Below are 17555 nucleotides of genomic sequence, written 5' to 3'. Positions count from 1 at the left end.
TGAATGTTGAGTATTGATGTAAAAAGCCCTCTGCACTTGCTGCTTTAATTTTAATTTTAGGTTAAAAATGTTATATTTGTGAACACTCTGCAAGAGGCCTTAACTTTATTATTGCTGAATTCACCTCAATAACCGTTGAATTCAAATAACAAATGAGTAGGTTAGGGTTACATATAACAAGGATGTCCACCATGGGTGGCATAAACTAAGAGGAATGAGTCGTGTTAGAAGCTTATCGTAAACATGTCGAAGAACGTGCCGCTGATGGGGTTGTACCTAAACCTCTTGATGCTGAACAAGTTGCTGGTCTAGTTGAATTGGTAAAAGCACCAATCGCTGGCGAAGAAGAAGTTATTTTAGATCTTTTAACCAATCGCGTACCACCAGGTGTGGATGAAGCTGCTTATGTTAAAGCCGGCTTTTTAACTGCGATTGTTAAAGGCGAAGCGACATCACCGATCTTATCTGCAGAACGAGCTACTGAACTACTTGGTACGATGCAAGGTGGTTACAACATCGAAACATTGGTTGAATTACTTGATGTTGATGCGCTGGCTCCTATTGCAGCAGAAGCCTTATCACATACGCTATTAATGTTCGATGCTTTCTATACTGTTGAAGAAAAAGCAAAAGCGGGTAATAAATTCGCACAACAAGTATTACAGTCTTGGGCAGATGCAGAATGGTTCTTAAGCAAACCTGAAGTAGCTAAAAAAATAACTGTTACTGTATTTAAAGTACCTGGCGAAACTAATACCGATGACTTATCACCAGCACCAGATGCATGGTCTCGCCCAGATATACCACTACATGCCCTTGCTATGCTTAAAAATGAGCGCGAAGGTGTTGCTAAAAATCCACTGCAAGCAATTGAAGAACTAAAAGAAAAAGGACATCAAGTTGCTTACGTTGGTGATGTTGTTGGTACGGGATCTTCTCGTAAATCGGCAACTAACTCTGTGTTATGGTGTATGGGTGATGATATCCCTTATGTACCGAACAAACGTGGTGGTGGTATTTGTATCGGTTCTAAAATCGCGCCTATTTTCTTCAACACAATGGAGGATTCTGGTGCGTTGCCATTAGAGTTTGATGTTACTAGTTTAAATACTGGTGACGTTATCGATATCTTCCCATATGAAGGTCTTGTTAAAGCGAACGAAACTGGCGCGGTGATCACTGAATTCAAGATCAAAACAGATGTAATTCTTGATGAAGTTCGTGCTGGTGGCCGTATCCCACTTATCATTGGTCGCGGTCTAACTACACGTGCACGTACAGCTCTCGACCTAGATGATTCAACAGTATTCCGTCTACCTGAAGATGTTGCTGCTTCAAGCAAGGGCTATACTTTAGCACAGAAAATGGTTGGTAAAGCATGTGGTGTTGCAGGTGTACGCCCTAACCAATATTGCGAACCAAAAATGACCACTGTTGGTTCTCAAGATACCACGGGTCCAATGACACGCGATGAGCTAAAAGATTTAGCCTGTCTTGGTTTCTCTGCGGACTTAGTGATGCAGTCTTTCTGTCATACTGCCGCTTATCCAAAACCAGTAGATGTTAACACTCATCATACACTGCCTGACTTTATCCGTAACCGTGCGGGTGTTTCTTTACGTCCAGGTGATGGTGTAATTCACTCTTGGTTAAACCGTATGTTATTACCTGATACAGTTGGTACTGGTGGTGATTCTCATACACGTTTCCCATTAGGTATTTCTTTCCCTGCGGGTTCTGGTCTTGTTGCATTCGCAGCCGCGACTGGTGTTATGCCACTGGATATGCCTGAATCTATCTTGGTACGCTTTAAAGGTGAACTACAACCGGGTATCACACTACGTGATCTCGTAAATGCAATCCCTTACTATGCGATTCTAAAAGGTCTACTGACTGTTGAGAAAGCAGGTAAAATCAATGCATTCTCTGGTCGTGTGCTGGAAATTGAAGGTCTACCCGATCTGAAAGTTGAGCAAGCATTCGAATTATCGGATGCATCAGCAGAACGTTCTGCTGCAGGTTGTTCAATCAAGCTTAACGAAGCGCCAATCATTGAATACCTAGAGTCTAACATCGTGATGTTAAACTGGATGATTGCTGAAGGTTATGGCGATCCGAAGACGATTGCTCGTCGTGTAGCTGAAATGAAAGCATGGATTGCAGATCCACAATTGCTTGAAGCTGACGCAGATGCTGAATATGCTGAGATCATTGAAATCGATCTAGCAGACGTTAAAGAGCCTATCCTAGCCTGTCCGAATGACCCTGATGACGTTAAATTATTAACAGACGTTGCAGGTGTTGAAATTGACGAAGTATTTGTTGGCTCATGTATGACTAACATCGGTCATTTCCGTGCAGCAGGTAAACTACTTGAGAAATTCAACGGTACGCTACCAACACGTATGTGGGTTACTCCACCAACGCGTATGGATGCCGCACAATTAAGTGACGAAGGCTATTACTCAATCTTTGGTAAAGCGGGTGCTCGTACAGAAATGCCTGGTTGTTCACTGTGTATGGGTAACCAAGCGCGTGTAGGTGATAATACTACGGTTGTTTCTACGTCAACGCGTAACTTCCCGAACCGTTTAGGTAATGGTGCTAACGTTTACCTTAGTTCTGCTGAAGTTGCTGCAGTAGCGGCAATTAAAGGTAAGATCCCTACGGTTGCTGAGTATATGGAACTTGCGTCAGAGATTGATGCAACAGCGGCTGATACTTACCGTTATTTAAACTTCGATCAAATCGCTACTTACATTGAAAAAGCGAATGAAGTGATTGTTCAAGAAGCAGTGTAATTAACGAATAATATCGTTGGTTAAATAAAGATATAAGAATAATGAAACGGCTCCCTCGATAGGGAGCCGTTTTTGTTTCTGCCATTTTTTGTTACACTTCGGCTTTGAACACCGATTAAACTATATCTATTAACTAATAAGAAGCAGGCATAACCGTGGATTTTGAATTTCGAAAAGATACCCTTACTGATACCTACCGCGTAATAATATCAATGGAACAGACGGCGCTAGGAAATTGGATCCAAGGCACTTTAGGCACGGATAAAGCCACTATTGCATTAATTCAAGCTGAGATCGATTTATTAAAAGCGCGCCAAAAACAAGAATACCGTTTAATTGGTGATGAAATGACATTAACTCTGACACAAGAAGATGTCTGTGCCTGTGCGAATTCAGAGCTGATTGATTTTGGTGAAGAATTAGATGACGATATGAATTTTTATGATGCGGAAACGGTAGCTGTTTGTGGCTTGGAGGATTTTGAAATTTTACTCCAAGCCTGGTTACGCTTTTTTAGTCAGCGTTAATCCCACTCTTCTGAAGTGTAGTTAAATGTTGGTAATGACCACTTCCAATAAATCGCACACAAGCGCAGTGAGACACCAATACAGAAGGCCACAATAAGATTAATGTTGTGGTCAATGCCAAGCGTTTCTAAGCCAAGATAAAGTACCGCGACTAATAATGAGATACCCGCGTAGATCTCTTTACAGAATACTACGGGGGTACGGTTACAAAGTAGATCGCGTAATACCCCTCCACAAATACCCGTTATCATACCCGCCATAATCACGACGGTTGGATGGTAGCCTAACTTCATTGCTACGTTACAACCAATGATGGTAAATGCAATTAGCCCAAGGGCATCTAGCACCAAGAATAAGCGGCGTAAATGATTCATGTGCTTAGCAATCAGAATCGTGAACAAACCTGCGCATATGGTGATGTAAACATAGTGGGGATGCTGGGTCCAAGATATTGGGAAATTACCCAGTAATAGATCTCGCACTGTACCACCACCAAGCGCGGTAACAAATGCGATAACAGCTACACCGAAGATGTCCATATTACGGCGACCAGCCATCAATGCACCCGACATAGCTTCGGCTGTGATCGCAATTAAATAGATATAAGTAAGCATTATTGCGAACCCTTTAAGTTAACGAAATTTGGGGGGATATCCATTTAAAATATGCTTAGCTCCTTGCAAGTTGGCGATCCTATACATAAACACTTTTATGATCAACCTAAACTGGATTTGAGGTCTGGATTTTACTTCGACTCGGATTGTAAACTCTGTGATGTGGTATTAAATCTGTTGTAACACTTACAAAGGTTATATAAATAGGGTAGACTTCTAGATGGCTAACATATTACTTAAGGATGGGAATGATGCCAATTAGAATTAAAGACGGGCTACCAGCGGCAGAAATATTAGGTAATGAAAATATTTTTGTAATGCTAGAGTCACGGGCAACCAAGCAAGAAATTAGACCGTTACAGGTTGTTGTTCTTAACCTTATGCCAAAGAAGATTGAGACTGAAAATCAAATTTTACGGTTATTATCGAATACGCCACTGCAAGTAAATGTAGAGTTATTGCGGATTGATTATCGTGCCTCTAAGAATACCCCCCAAGAACATATTGATGAGTTCTATCACGACTTTGAACGTATTCGACATAATAATTACGATGGTTTGATCATCACGGGTGCACCATTAGGCTTAGTCGGCCATGATGAAGTGGTATATTGGCCACAAATAGAAGAGATCATCAACTGGTCTAAAACCCACGTAGTATCCACTTTGTTCTTATGCTGGGCTGCACAAGCTGCATTAAAAGTCTTGCATGGCATTGATAAAAAAGTCCATGAAAAGAAATTTTCTGGTGTCTACCCACAGCAAACATTCCACCGTCATAACCCATTAGTTCGCGGATTTGATGATGAGTTTTCCGTGCCGATGTCGCGTTATGCAAATTTCTCTGAAGAAATGTTTACTGGTACAGATCTAAATATTTTAGCCGCGAATGATGAAACAGGGGTGTATTTAGCCGCCTCTAAGGACTTCCGTCAGGTATTTGTTACTGGTCATCCGGAGTACAGTGCAGATACTTTACACCAAGAATATATGCGTGATATTGCTGATGGTGTTAAAGCTGAAGTACCAGCTAATTATTATAAAGGTAATGATGCAGAAAATGCCCCTCGTGTTACTTGGCGAAGTCATGGTAATCTGCTCTATAGCAATTGGTTAAACTATTATGTTTATCAACAAACGCCATATGACTTAAACGATCTATAAATGCAATGATCTATAGACGTCTTAAGCACGTAGAGATTAGTATTAAAATAATAAGATTCAGGACTGAGTCTGCAGTAAATTAAATGAGGGATCTTGTGGCTACTATAAAAAATAAACAGCAACTGGAACAACAGTTAAAAAAACGTATCATGCTTATCGATGGCGGCATGGGTACGATGATCCAAGACTATAAATTGGAAGAAGCTGATTACCGTGGTGAACGCTTTGCTGACTGGCATTGCGACGTCAAAGGTAACAATGATTTATTGGTATTAAGTAAGCCACAGCTAATTGCTGATATTCATAAAGAGTACCTCGACGCAGGTGCTGATATTCTTGAAACCAATACGTTCAATGCGACTACTATCGCAATGGCTGATTATGATATGGAATCATTATCGGCAGAGATTAATCGCGAAGCTGCACGTATCGCACGTCAAGTTGCCGATGAAAAAACCGCAGAAAACCCTGACCGGCCACGTTTTGTTGCTGGTGTATTAGGACCAACGAACCGAACTTGTTCTATTTCTCCTGACGTAAATGATCCCGCTTTCCGTAATACTTCATTTGACCTTATGGTTGAAGCCTATATCGAATCAACCAAAGCGTTAATCGAAGGCGGTTCAGATATTATTCTTATCGAAACTATCTTTGATACCTTGAACGCTAAAGCGGCGGTATTTGCGGTGAAGACGGTATACGAAGAACTCGGTTACGAATTACCGATTATGATCTCAGGTACCATCACTGATGCCTCGGGTCGTACATTGACGGGGCAAACAACAGAAGCATTTTATAATTCATTACGCCATGCAGAGCCGATCACTTTTGGTCTTAACTGTGCGTTAGGGCCTGATGAGCTACGCCAATATGTAGATGAATTATCTCGTATATCAGATAGTTATGTCACGGCGCATCCAAACGCGGGTTTACCTAATGCGTTCGGTGAATATGATTTAAGTCCGGAAGACATGGCTGTGCATATTAAGGAATGGGCTGAAGCCGGTTTCTTAAATATGGTCGGCGGTTGTTGTGGTACCACACCAGAACACATTAAAGCCATGGCTGATGCCGTTGAAGGTGTTAAGCCGCGTCAATTACCTGAAATCGAAATTGCTTGTCGTCTCAGTGGCCTCGAGCCATTAACGATAACCAAAGACAGCTTATTTATTAACGTTGGTGAACGTACTAATGTTACCGGTTCGGCACGTTTCAAACGTCTGATTAAAGAAGAAAACTACGACGAAGCTCTGCATGTTGCCCAGCAACAAGTCGAATCTGGTGCGCAAATTATCGACATCAATATGGATGAAGGTATGCTAGATTCGTTGCATTGTATGCAGCGATTTTTAAACCTTGTTGCGTCAGAACCTGACATTTCAAAAGTGCCTATCATGGTCGATTCGTCGAAATGGGAAATTCTTGAAGCGGGTCTGAAATGCGTACAAGGTAAGGCGATTGTTAACTCAATCTCGCTTAAAGAAGGTGAGGATAACTTCCGCCATCAAGCTAAATTAATCCGTCGTTACGGTGCTGCAATGATTGTTATGGCCTTCGATGAAGATGGCCAAGCGGATACCCAAGAACGTAAATTTCAAATTTGTAAGCGTTCTTACGACATCCTAGTTAATGAAATTAATTTCCCGCCTGAAGATATTATTTTTGATCCAAATATTTTTGCCGTAGCAACGGGTATCGATGAGCATAACAATTATGCTGTTGATTTCATCGAGGCAGTAAAAGACATCAAACGTGAGTTACCTCATGCGATGATCTCGGGTGGTGTATCTAACGTATCTTTCTCGTTCCGTGGTAATAACCCGTTACGTGAAGCTATCCATGCCGTATTCTTGTACTACTGTATCCGTGAAGGCATGGATATGGGTATTGTGAACGCGGGGCAGTTGGCGATTTATGATGATTTGCCAAAAGAGCTGTTGGATGGTGTGGAAGATGTGATCCTTAATCGCAATGATAATGCCACCGAAGCACTATTGGCCCTTGCCGATAAGTATCGAGATTCCGGTGTTGAAGTGGAAGCTGAAACACAGGAGTGGCGCAGTTTTGAGGTAAACAAACGTTTAGAACACGCTTTAATTAAAGGTATTACTGAATTTATTGAAGAAGATACCGAAGAAGCTCGTCAACAAGCGGCATTGCCATTAGAAGTTATTGAAGGTCCGTTAATGGACGGCATGAATGCGGTTGGTGACTTATTTGGTGCCGGAAAAATGTTCTTACCGCAAGTTGTTAAATCCGCACGGGTAATGAAACGTGCAGTGGCTTACCTGAATCCTTATATTGAAGCATCAAAACAAAAGAGTTCGTCAAACGGTAAAATATTATTAGCCACCGTAAAAGGTGATGTCCACGATATTGGTAAGAATATCGTCGGCGTGGTGCTGCAGTGTAATAACTATGAGATCGTCGATATGGGGGTGATGGTTTCTTGTGATGATATTTTGAAAAAAGCAGTGGAAGAAAACTGCGATATTATTGGTCTATCCGGTTTGATCACCCCATCACTCGATGAAATGGTGCATGTGGCAAAAGAGTGTCAGCGTAAAGGTTTTAAACTGCCTATTTTGATTGGTGGTGCAACTACATCTAAAGCTCATACTGCAGTTAAGATTGAGCAAAATTATGACGAACCGGTTATCTATGTTTCTAATGCATCACGCGCAGTCGGTGTGGTTTCGGCATTATTGTCAGAAACCAAGAAACCTGAACTCGTCGCTAGGATGGCGAAAGAATACGAAACTGCTCGTGAACAACATGCTCGTAAACGACCACGCAGTGCACCGGTTACACTTGACGTTGCACGTGCAAATAAAGCACCGATTGATTGGGTTAACTATACGCCGCCAGTACCAAAAACATTAGGTGTGCAGAAATACATTAGTTACTCGATTGCGGAATTGCGGAAATACATTGATTGGACCCCGTTCTTCATGACTTGGACTCTGGCGGGTAAATATCCACGTATTCTTACCGATGAAGTTGTGGGCGAAGAAGCGACGCGTTTATTCAATGATGCTAACGACATGCTTGATCGTTTAGAAGAAGGTGGCGCTGGGCTTGAAGGCGTATCTGACGATTATAAAATTGCTGTCAACGGTGTGATTGGTCTATTCCCAGCGAATACTGTGAATGACGATACCATTGAAGTGTATACCGATGAAACGCGATCACAGGTATTAACCAAACTTGAGCATCTACGTCAGCAAACTAAGAAGAAACCAGGGCAATATAATAATTGTTTAGCGGACTTCGTGGCACCCAAAGATTCAGGTAAATTCGATTATGTGGGGGCATTTGCAGTAACGGGCGGTATTGGTGAGGATGATGTAGCTAATTACTTCAAAGGTATTGAAGATGATTACAACGCGATTCTTATCCAGTCTGTGTGCGACCGTTTGGCGGAAGCAATGGCCGAGCGTTTACATGAATTAGTGCGTAAAGAAGAATGGGGTTTCACGCCTGAAGAAGAGTGGAACAACGATGATTTGATCCGTGAAAAATACCAAGGTATTCGTCCGGCACCGGGTTATGCAGCATGTCCTGAGCATACTGAGAAAGGTACTATTTGGGAGTTGCTAGATCCAGACAGTATCGGTATGAAGTTAACCTCTTCTTATGCGATGTGGCCGGGTGCTGCTGTCTCTGGCTGGATATTCTCCCATCCAGAATCACGTTATTTTGCGGTTGCGTCTATCCAAGAAGACCAAGTGAAAGATTATGCTGAACGTAAAAACATGACACTTGAAGAAGCAGAGCGTTGGTTAGGGCCTAACTTAGGGTATGCGCCTGATTAATGTGATGTATTGATTACAAAAAATGCCCGTATAGTAAATTAACTATACGGGCATTTTTATATTCGATGATCAATAAAACGCTTATCTATACATTATTAATGATTGCACTTTAGTACGTGTAAGCAAGGCTTTCTTACGTTGGGTTAATACATTGCCTAATATCACCAATACCAGTCCCAGCGTTGAATACAGTGTCCAGTAATAATCTTCAAATACCGCAGAAACACTCAAAGCTACAACCGGGGTGATAACTAAAATATAGGCAGCGTTACTGGCCCCTAAACGGTCTACCAAGATAAGATAAAACGTAAAGCCAAGTACCGATGCCGGAATGGCGAGATATAATAAACTGCCGATATATTGCGTCGTTATTGTAAATTCAAACGAGATACCACGGACTAAAATAATCAATAATAAGGCAACACAGCCATAAACCATGGCATAGCTGGTGGCGGTGAAGGGCTGCACATTATTCTTGGTATTACGTATACTTAGCATATTGCCAATCGAGAAACACCAAGTGCCAAGTAGGGCAAATAACAGACCGTATAAAGTACCTTGTGACCAATCTGTTTGCAGTAAATCACCTGCAAACAACAAGCTAATACCAGCAAGCCCAAGTATGGCCCCTAACCAGAAATTAGCATTGGTTTGGGTTTTGTAAAACAGCTTACTGTGAAAGGCATTGAATACCGGTGCACTTGCCATAAATACCGCGACTAAGCCACTGGGAATATACAAAGTCGCACTGTAAAAGGCGATGAAATTACAACAGAATAAACACACGCCTTGCAATGCCAAAAAAGCATGGTCTTTACGTTTTACGGATTGTAGTTTTCCCCATATTTTGCCGACAACAAACATGACCGTAGCCGCAATTGCAAAACGGTAAAAGATTGATACTTCCATTGGTACATCACCGTGTTGCCACTTGATTGATATCCACGAAAAACCCCAAATAAATATCATCGAAACATAAAGTAATGCTGACATAGTGGTTCCTTAAATATAGTATTTTATGCGCTAAATCCACACTTGTTTACTTGACGATATGGTTACTTCACTTTGAATTTCGCCAGTATGAGCTGTTGATGAAGGCTCCACCATCATAAAGTGAGTATCAGGTTCGGCCTTAGGGCAATGCTCCACACCTTTAGGTACAACATACATTTCACCAGTGTTTAGTACAATATCTCCAGATCTTAATTGTAAAGTAAGCTGACCTTTAAAAACGATAAATAGCTCATCTTCATCATCATGTTTGTGCCAAACAAGTTCACCACTACCTTTAGCTATTTTGACTAACTGCCCATTTGATGTTGCGATTATTTTTGGTGTCCACTCTTCTGTGAACAGTTCAAATTTTTTATAAATGTTTATTTTATTCATTAAAACCTCATTAGCGTATAGCAGTAAGTTAACGAGATTATGGTGGAATTATAAAGTGTGAAATATCACGATGTCGGTAAAACTAACACAATATTGCGGTTTAATTATTAGCATGATCACGGTATCTGTTGAGCAATCTGACATTAATGGTAATATTTTGTTATGCCTTTAATAAAACCTGTAATGGACCAGCTGGATATTGCCTTACCTCAACTTGAGGCCAGTGCTACTAGCTTTGAACAATCGCCCAGTAAGATCTGTTTACGACAAACGTCATTAACGGATGCACTGTCGTGGGCGCATTATCAAAATGAACATGACCGCTTATATTATGTGAATGATAAGCAGCACACTTTGAGTTTGTACATGTCTGGTGGCTATGAAACCCACCGTACTGATGTTGACTCGGGGTTTGGTGCGCCAGGTAAGTTTTGTTTAATGCCGAAAGATTCTGAAAGCCATTGGCAATTGGGACAAACGCAGCAATTCATGCATCTATATTTTAGTGATGATTATCTTAAGCAATTAGCGTTGAAAGTGTTTGATATTGATCCGCGTATGTTACAACTGCCGGAATTAACTTTTACCGATGATGCGGCAACCGAAGCTTTGTTTCGTTATTGTATGGCGACTAGTGATTGGCGCAGTCGCGATGATCATCTCGCTATGGAACAAGTGACGAACACTATTTTGGTGTCGATGTTGCAAAATATGGGGGTCACTAAACTTACTGCACCAATAAAAGGCGGGTTATCACCCAAAGTAACGGCGCTGGTATGTGATTATATGCAGGCGAATTTTTACCGTCAGGTTTACCTTGCGGAGCTGGCCGAGTTAGCTCAATTAAGTGAATATCATTTTTGCCGGATGTTTAAACAAAGTATGGCGCAAACACCACAAGCATATTTGTTAGCGATTCGGATAGAGCAAGCGAAGTTAAGTATGCGTACTGGGCAGGCGAGTATGGCTGATATTGCGTTGCAATGTGGCTTTGCTAACCAAAGCCACATGGGGCGTTACTTTAAAAAGTTGGTGGGTATATCACCGCGCCAGTATCGCGATCTAAGTGCGAGTTAGTTTTATTCAGGCTTGCTGGTCGTTATTGCTGACGCTGATATAATTCAAAACAAACTTGCCCAGCTTGTTTTTCTTTTAAGATCGTCCAATTAGCTGGTAACTTAACTTGATTCAGTTCTTTTTCGCGCTCGATATAAATCACTGCATCGGTACTTAACCAATTGTTTTCTTCAAGCTTAGCGCAACACTCTTCCAATAAAGCCTGACGAAAAGGCGGGTCAATAAACACCAGATCATAGCGCTGTACTGGTACCTTGGTTAGTAACTGAAGTGTATCACCACGTACTAATTGGGCATTATCTGCTTTTAACAAATTAATGTTTTGTTGTAGTTGAGTAGCCGCGTCAGCGTCTTTTTCAAACAGTAGGCCAGTTTCAGCATAACGAGATAAGGCTTCAAAGATTAATCCGCCGCTTCCTGCAAAAAGATCCAAGCAATGACTGTCACGGACATAAGGTGATAACCAGTTAAACACGGTTTCCTTCACCCGGTCAGTGGTCGGGCGTAGACCTATAACATCTTTAACAGGGAGTTTTCGACCGCGCCATTGACCACTGATGATCCGAATTTGTCCAGAAGGACGTTGATTTTGTTGTTTGCTGTTAGATTTTGCCATAGTAATTCTTTGTCTGGACAGAATAATGGTAATATACTCAAGCAACTTAGAAATGCAAGCTTCAGTGCTCGGGTTGATACCGGATCACACTGTCACTTGTAGGTGAAGTTTAATTATATCGATATTGAGTCATTGTAGCAGGTCAATGCTGCTGAAAGTAAGGTTTTCCGAAAATGGCAAAGAAAGGCATGAAAAATTGGTTTGGCTTCGGTAAAAAAGAAGCAGAAGACACACATGAAAATGAAACTTCAGTAAATAATGAAGATATTCCACAGGGTAATGTAATTGACAGTATTCAAACTGACAGCGCTCAAGTTAGCAATACTGAGATAACAGAAACAGACGTTGAGGTGATTGAAACTGCGATTATTGATAACACTGAGGCTCGTGTTATTGATGAGACTAGGGCTGAAACGGCTGAGACTGATAGCGTGGATATTGACGCTCCAAAGTGGTACCAGTTTGGTAAAAAGAAACAATCAAAACAGGATACCGAACAAGCCGAGACAGAAGCGCAACCGCAACAAACGATAGACGAAATCGATGAGCAAGTAACAGACGTTGTTGTTACACCGACGATTATTGCGGATGAGGTTCAAACAACAGCAAAGGTTATCGAAACCACTCCTGTTATCGACACTGAAAGTACGCCTGTAACTGAAGTTCCCGCTGTAATTAATGAACGTGCAGATGATGTGGTTAATGAAGAACCAAAAGATAAGTTTTTTACCCGCTTAAAACGTGGTTTATCACGTACCAAGGGTAATATCGGTAGTGGTTTTAAAAACTTCTTCCGTGGTAAGCATATCGATGATGAGTTATTTGAAGAACTCGAAGAGCAGTTATTAATTGCCGATCTTGGTGTTGCGACAACGACTCGCATTATTGATAACTTAACGCAGCAAGCCTCGCGTAAAGAATTAAAAAATGCAGAAGCTCTTTACGATATCTTGAAAAAAGATATGGCTGAGATGTTGCATAAAGTTGAGCAGCCCTTAGAAATCGATAGTAACAACAAACCACACGTGATCTTAATGGTCGGTGTGAATGGTGTGGGTAAAACCACTACTATCGGTAAAATGGCGAAGAAATTCCAAGGCGAAGGTAAATCTGTGATGCTGGCTGCTGGTGATACATTCCGTGCAGCAGCGGTTGAGCAATTACAAGTATGGGGTGATCGTAACGGCATCCCTGTTGTTGCACAACATACTGGTGCGGATAGTGCGTCGGTACTATTTGATGCCATGCAATCGGCAACAGCAAAAGACGTAGACGTACTGATCGCAGATACCGCAGGTCGTTTGCAAAACAAAGCGCATTTAATGGAAGAGCTGAAGAAAGTTGTGCGTGTGATGAAAAAACACGACGCGACTGCACCGCATGAGATCATGTTAACGATTGATGCTGGTACCGGTCAAAATGCCTTAAGCCAAGCGGAACTATTTAAAGAAGCCGTAGGTCTTACCGGCATTACTTTAACTAAGTTAGATGGTACTGCGAAAGGTGGTGTTATCTTTGCGGTAGCAGATAAATTCCAGATCCCAATTCGTTTTATCGGTATTGGTGAAGGTATTGATGATTTACGTACTTTTAATTCTGAAGAGTTTATTGATGCACTCTTTAGTACTGAAGAACAAAAATAATAATATTAATACAGCGATATCAAGTTGTTACTACATTTTGTAGTAGGTGCTGTTAATCATATGTTGACCAAATACTCATCGATAATACGATGAGTATTTGGTTTCACTATTTTAATTTTCATACAAAATATATCAAGGACACGGTCATCATGATTCGGTTTGATAATGTATCTAAAGTTTATCCAGGCAGCCTTAGTGCACTACAAAAGGTCAATTTTCATCTTGAAAAAGGTGAAATGGCTTTTTTAACGGGTCCATCGGGTGCCGGTAAAAGTACTTTATTAAAATTAATCAGTATGTTAGAACGGCCAACCGCTGGTGAGATCACCTTAAATGGTCGTAATGTCACTAAAATTAGCAAATCTGAGATCCCCTTTCTACGCCGTGATATCGGTATTATTTTTCAAGACCATCGTTTATTAGTCGATCGAACCGTATTTGACAATGTTGCATTGCCTCTGATTATCAAAGGTTATACTGCCAAACAAGTTAACAACAGAGTGTTGGCGGCATTAGATAAAGTGGGTTTATACAATAAAGCCAAGTGTTATCCGCCCATGCTTTCTGGTGGTGAGCAACAACGTGTGGGTATTGCCCGTGCTATTATTTCTCGTCCTAAATTGTTGTTGGCCGATGAACCTACTGGTAATTTGGATCCGCAATTATCGATGGAAATAATCAAACTATTTGAAGAGTTCAATCGCACTGGGACTTCAGTATTGATTGCCACTCATGATTTGGGTTTGATTGCTAAAATGCGCTATCGCACTTTGCGTATTAGGCGTGGTGAGATGTGTAATGATGAGTTACAAGGGATTTAACATGAATAAGCAACCCAACCGACCTGATGCATCATTCATTCAACGTATCCAAATTCGTTGTCAGCAGCATATTCACCAAGCCATATCGAGTTTGACTGATGTGTGGCGTACACCCATTGCATCCTTAATGACGATGCTGGTACTTGGTGTCAGTTTAGCCTTACCGAGCACCTTGTACGTTGTATTAAAAAATAGCCAAACAGTTAGCGAAGGCTGGACTAGCCCGACCGACATTAATCTATTTTTAAAGAAAGACTTACCTGAATCCCGTTATAAAAACTTATTACATCGGTTAAAAACTTACAAAGAAGTCGATACTTTTGAGTATATTTCCAAAGAACAAGGCATGGAAGAGTTTAAGCGTTCTTCTGGGTTAGTTTCGGCATTAACACTATTAGATCATAATCCATTACCTGCTGTTGTAGTAGTGACGCCTAAACCTTATTACCGTACTGCAATTGCCGCGCAAGAGTTATTAGCGAAATTAGAGCGCGAGCCTGAAGTCCAACAAGGCAAGTTGGATATTATGTGGTTAGCACGCCTAGAAGGTATTATCTCGATCTTCAGTGATGCGGTATTAGTAGTATCAGTACTATTATTAAGTTCAGTGTTATTAATTACAGGTAATACAATACGGTTAAATATTTTATCTAATCGAGCCGAAATTGAAGTCTTAAAATTGGTAGGTGCCACTAATGCATTTGTGCAACGACCATTTTTATATACCGGATTTTGGTATGGTGCTATCGGCGGGATTTTAGCTTGGTTAGTGACTATATTCATGGTGTATTGGATGGAAGATACCGTCCTAAATCTTGCTCAATTATATAATACTGAATTTATGATTGAGGGATTAGTTTTTAGCGAGGTAATGTTGCTATTCATAACTGCTATTGGCATGGGGCTAATCTCAGCAGCTATTTCTGTTAATTACTATATCGCTAAAATTGAACCGAGTTAAGACTAAATTGAACGGAGTTATTATAAAACTAAATCGAGTTGAGCTAGATTGCGCGCAGGTATTGCGCTGCAACAATAAGTGATATCCATGTATTTAAAATTATTACTTACATTTGTCATTATGTTCGCTGGGCTTTGGAGCCCGCCATTTTTTGCTGTGCTCTCAACAGCGCAGCAGGCCATGTTAGTTGGATTACCAACGATTCTGTTTTTACTCGTGATTATTCTTAGCCATTTTTTTAAGCAAGGTCGTAGTGGTTTTGCTGCGTTATTAATGCTGGTGGCTTATAATGTTATCCAGCAGCGCCTACAAACGCCTTTGACAATGGGTAGTACGTTATTTGAATTCTATTTTCTGGTTTTGATATTACCCATCAATCTCGTATTACTATTATTCTTGCCTGAACGCTCGCTGTTTTCTTTTAAAGCACTGTCGTATCACTTTATCCTTATTTTACAAGCTGCGATTTTTTATTGGTTTATTCAACCAGAACAATTATTTCTGGTGACCCATATACTTATCGTTATCGAACCTTGGCTTCTGGTTATGGGTGATTTTTCGGTATTACCCAGTATTCTACTTGGCTTATTAGTCGGTGCGGTATTAACTGCGGCTACCGTAATGTTATTTAGAGAGGAGTCTTCAGACCAAGCGTTGTTGAGTGCATTACTTGCCTGTACATTGACTGTGATTGAGTTTGATAAGCAGTGGATATCTGTCTGCATGTTTATCATAAGTGCGATATTATTGTTATTAAGTATATTGAAGCGCAGCCATGAACAAGCATTTATGGATGACCTCACTCGTATTCCTGGGCGGCGTGCGTTGAATATTGATCTTGCACAATTGAGTGGTAAGTACTGCATTGCGATGTTAGATATCGATCACTTTAAACAGTTTAATGATACTTACGGTCATAATACTGGTGATATGGTATTAAAAATGGTGGCGTCACAATTAGCAACGGTGAGAGGTCGGGGTAAAGTCTATCGCTATGGCGGTGAAGAATTTACTATTTTATTTAAAGGTAAATCGGTGTCAGATTGCGTCGATTACTTAAACGAGGTTAGATTATTGATTGCTGGTTATCCTTTTCAAATCCGCAAATCTGTTGAGCGCAGAGAGGCAGAGAACGAAGAGAAAATTGTAGAAGGCATTGAAAAAGTTGTACAGGTAGCAATTAGTATTGGCGTTGCCCAAAGGGGCAAGTCAACAAGAAACCCGGAAGATGTGATTAAAGAAGCAGATAAATTATTGTATAAAGCAAAAGAGTCAGGGCGTAATAAAGTGTGTGCTTAAGTTACCCTGTTCTTTTATTATCTAAATATGATGCTACTGATAAATATAACTACCATCTTCACGTAACGAAAATAGCACAGGTTCACTATCTACATCACTAATGCGAAGCTGTATTAGCTTGCCTGCCGTCGAGATATAAAATGACATAATCTGCCCTGGCTTCACTTTCGTAATGTATTGCTCTGGTGTGCGTAATGCGATTAAATCATGCAGTACAGCAGAGGGAATATCATATTGACGAAAAATCCGGTAAACAGAATCACCTTTGCGAATGACATGCGCGCGCCATTCTCCGTCGATATTTTCAGGATCTAGTAGTTTAATTTGTACCGGAGGCGGGGAATTACGAGTTTTACTCTGTCCTAGGCCCGCTTTATTTGCTACATTTTGTGTCGATGTGATCGTCAGTGCGATTGACTTACGTTCGCTGCTGGCCTCTTCACTATTAGTTATGTCATTTGATATTGGAATAATAAGTAACACGATGACAACCAATGATAGCACGGGTAGTAATTTGCGGTGAATATTGGGCAGAGACTGATATGTACTGCGTAACGCATTAACGCGTTTTGTTAATGATGGAAATAATAATTTAGTTTTTTCGATAAGAGAATATAATGCATTGCTCCCCATGATTAATTTCCTGTCATTTATGTTTTTAATCGGATTTTGAGCTAATTAAAGTTACTTTAGATAATCACAATATTGGCGCGTTATAGTTGAAATAACTATCTATAACGGCACTAAACAATACAAATTTTTGTTATTATCTAAGATAATTTTATTGCGCGTTTTATCATAGTATAAATGCTGAAGAATAGCATATGTT

14 protein-coding genes are annotated in these 17555 nt (G+C 40.7%); 9 read left to right on the top strand and 5 right to left on the bottom strand.

Translation table 11 applies throughout. The features are described from left to right. Positions 1 to 221 precede the first annotated feature (221 nt). Positions 222 to 2801: a bifunctional aconitate hydratase 2/2-methylisocitrate dehydratase gene (acnB, locus tag BT797_RS12350; RefSeq protein ID WP_045112095.1), complete on the top strand. Its 2580-nt coding sequence runs from the start codon at positions 222 to 224 to the stop codon at positions 2799 to 2801. Between the two features lie 155 nt (positions 2802 to 2956). Further along, positions 2957 to 3328 carry a YacL family protein gene (locus BT797_RS12345; protein ID WP_075472238.1) on the top strand — a complete coding sequence of 124 codons (372 nt, stop codon included), beginning with the start codon at positions 2957 to 2959 and terminating at the stop codon, positions 3326 to 3328. Here BT797_RS12345 and BT797_RS12340 read toward each other — a convergent pair. Then, entirely contained in the window at positions 3325 to 3942 is a 618-nt protein-coding gene (locus BT797_RS12340; protein WP_045112094.1) for a trimeric intracellular cation channel family protein, read from the bottom strand. The two genes, BT797_RS12345 and BT797_RS12340, sit on opposite strands and share 4 nt — an antisense overlap. 251 nt (positions 3943 to 4193) lie before the next feature. Between BT797_RS12340 and metA the strand changes: the two genes are divergently transcribed. Both metA and metH read left to right on the top strand, forming a co-directional pair. After that, on the top strand, positions 4194 to 5105 hold the full coding sequence (gene metA, locus BT797_RS12335; protein WP_045112093.1) for a homoserine O-acetyltransferase MetA: 912 nt from the start codon (positions 4194 to 4196) through the stop codon (positions 5103 to 5105). A 95-nt stretch (positions 5106 to 5200) separates the two neighbouring features. Then, positions 5201 to 8920 carry a methionine synthase gene (gene metH, locus BT797_RS12330; RefSeq protein WP_082293702.1) on the top strand — a complete coding sequence of 1240 codons (3720 nt, stop codon included), beginning with the start codon at positions 5201 to 5203 and terminating at the stop codon, positions 8918 to 8920. 81 nt (positions 8921 to 9001) lie between these two features. On the opposite strand, the gene BT797_RS12325 is transcribed toward metH, so the two are convergent. Together BT797_RS12325 and BT797_RS12320 are read right to left on the bottom strand one after the other, a co-directional pair. Next, positions 9002 to 9913, bottom strand: a complete 912-nt coding sequence (locus BT797_RS12325; RefSeq protein WP_075472236.1) for a DMT family transporter — start codon at positions 9911 to 9913, stop codon at positions 9002 to 9004. 30 nt (positions 9914 to 9943) lie between these two features. Further along, the gene (locus BT797_RS12320) at positions 9944 to 10309 is read right to left on the bottom strand and encodes a cupin domain-containing protein (RefSeq protein WP_045112090.1); all 366 of its coding nucleotides are present in this window, start codon (positions 10307 to 10309) and stop codon (positions 9944 to 9946) included. 162 nt (positions 10310 to 10471) lie between these two features. Here BT797_RS12320 and BT797_RS12315 point away from each other — a divergent pair, with 162 nt between their 5' ends. Then, positions 10472 to 11386: a helix-turn-helix transcriptional regulator gene (locus BT797_RS12315; RefSeq protein ID WP_075472235.1), complete on the top strand. Its 915-nt coding sequence runs from the start codon at positions 10472 to 10474 to the stop codon at positions 11384 to 11386. Positions 11387 to 11408: 22 nt separating this feature from the next. On the opposite strand, the gene rsmD is transcribed toward BT797_RS12315, so the two are convergent. After that, on the bottom strand, positions 11409 to 12002 hold the full coding sequence (gene rsmD / locus BT797_RS12310; RefSeq protein WP_045112088.1) for a 16S rRNA (guanine(966)-N(2))-methyltransferase RsmD: 594 nt from the start codon (positions 12000 to 12002) through the stop codon (positions 11409 to 11411). A 173-nt stretch (positions 12003 to 12175) separates the two neighbouring features. Between rsmD and ftsY the strand changes: the two genes are divergently transcribed. The 4 genes from ftsY (at position 12176) to BT797_RS12290 (ending at position 16726) form a co-directional block, all read left to right on the top strand. Next, positions 12176 to 13645, top strand: coding sequence for a signal recognition particle-docking protein FtsY (ftsY, locus tag BT797_RS12305; protein WP_045112087.1), 1470 nt, complete (start codon positions 12176 to 12178; stop codon positions 13643 to 13645). 149 nt (positions 13646 to 13794) lie between these two features. Next, entirely contained in the window at positions 13795 to 14466 is a 672-nt protein-coding gene (gene ftsE, locus BT797_RS12300; protein ID WP_045112086.1) for a cell division ATP-binding protein FtsE, read from the top strand. 1 nt (position 14467) lies between these two features. Then, positions 14468 to 15427, top strand: a complete 960-nt coding sequence (ftsX, locus tag BT797_RS12295) for a permease-like cell division protein FtsX (RefSeq protein ID WP_045112085.1) — start codon at positions 14468 to 14470, stop codon at positions 15425 to 15427. An 87-nt stretch (positions 15428 to 15514) separates the two neighbouring features. Continuing rightward, positions 15515 to 16726, top strand: a complete 1212-nt coding sequence (locus tag BT797_RS12290) for a GGDEF domain-containing protein (protein WP_045112084.1) — start codon at positions 15515 to 15517, stop codon at positions 16724 to 16726. A gap of 33 nt (positions 16727 to 16759) precedes the next feature. Here the strand turns inward: BT797_RS12290 and BT797_RS12285 are convergent, their stop codons facing one another. Beyond that, complete coding sequence (locus BT797_RS12285; RefSeq protein ID WP_045112083.1) at positions 16760 to 17359, bottom strand: LysM-like peptidoglycan-binding domain-containing protein; 600 nt, start codon at positions 17357 to 17359, stop codon at positions 16760 to 16762. Positions 17360 to 17555: the final 196 nt, after the last annotated feature.

The sequence above is a fragment of the Moritella viscosa genome, from assembly GCF_900120065.1.
GTDB lineage: Bacteria > Pseudomonadota > Gammaproteobacteria > Enterobacterales > Moritellaceae > Moritella > Moritella viscosa.
Note: the sequence above shows the minus strand (reverse complement) of the source record. Positions and strands in the feature narration are given on the sequence as shown.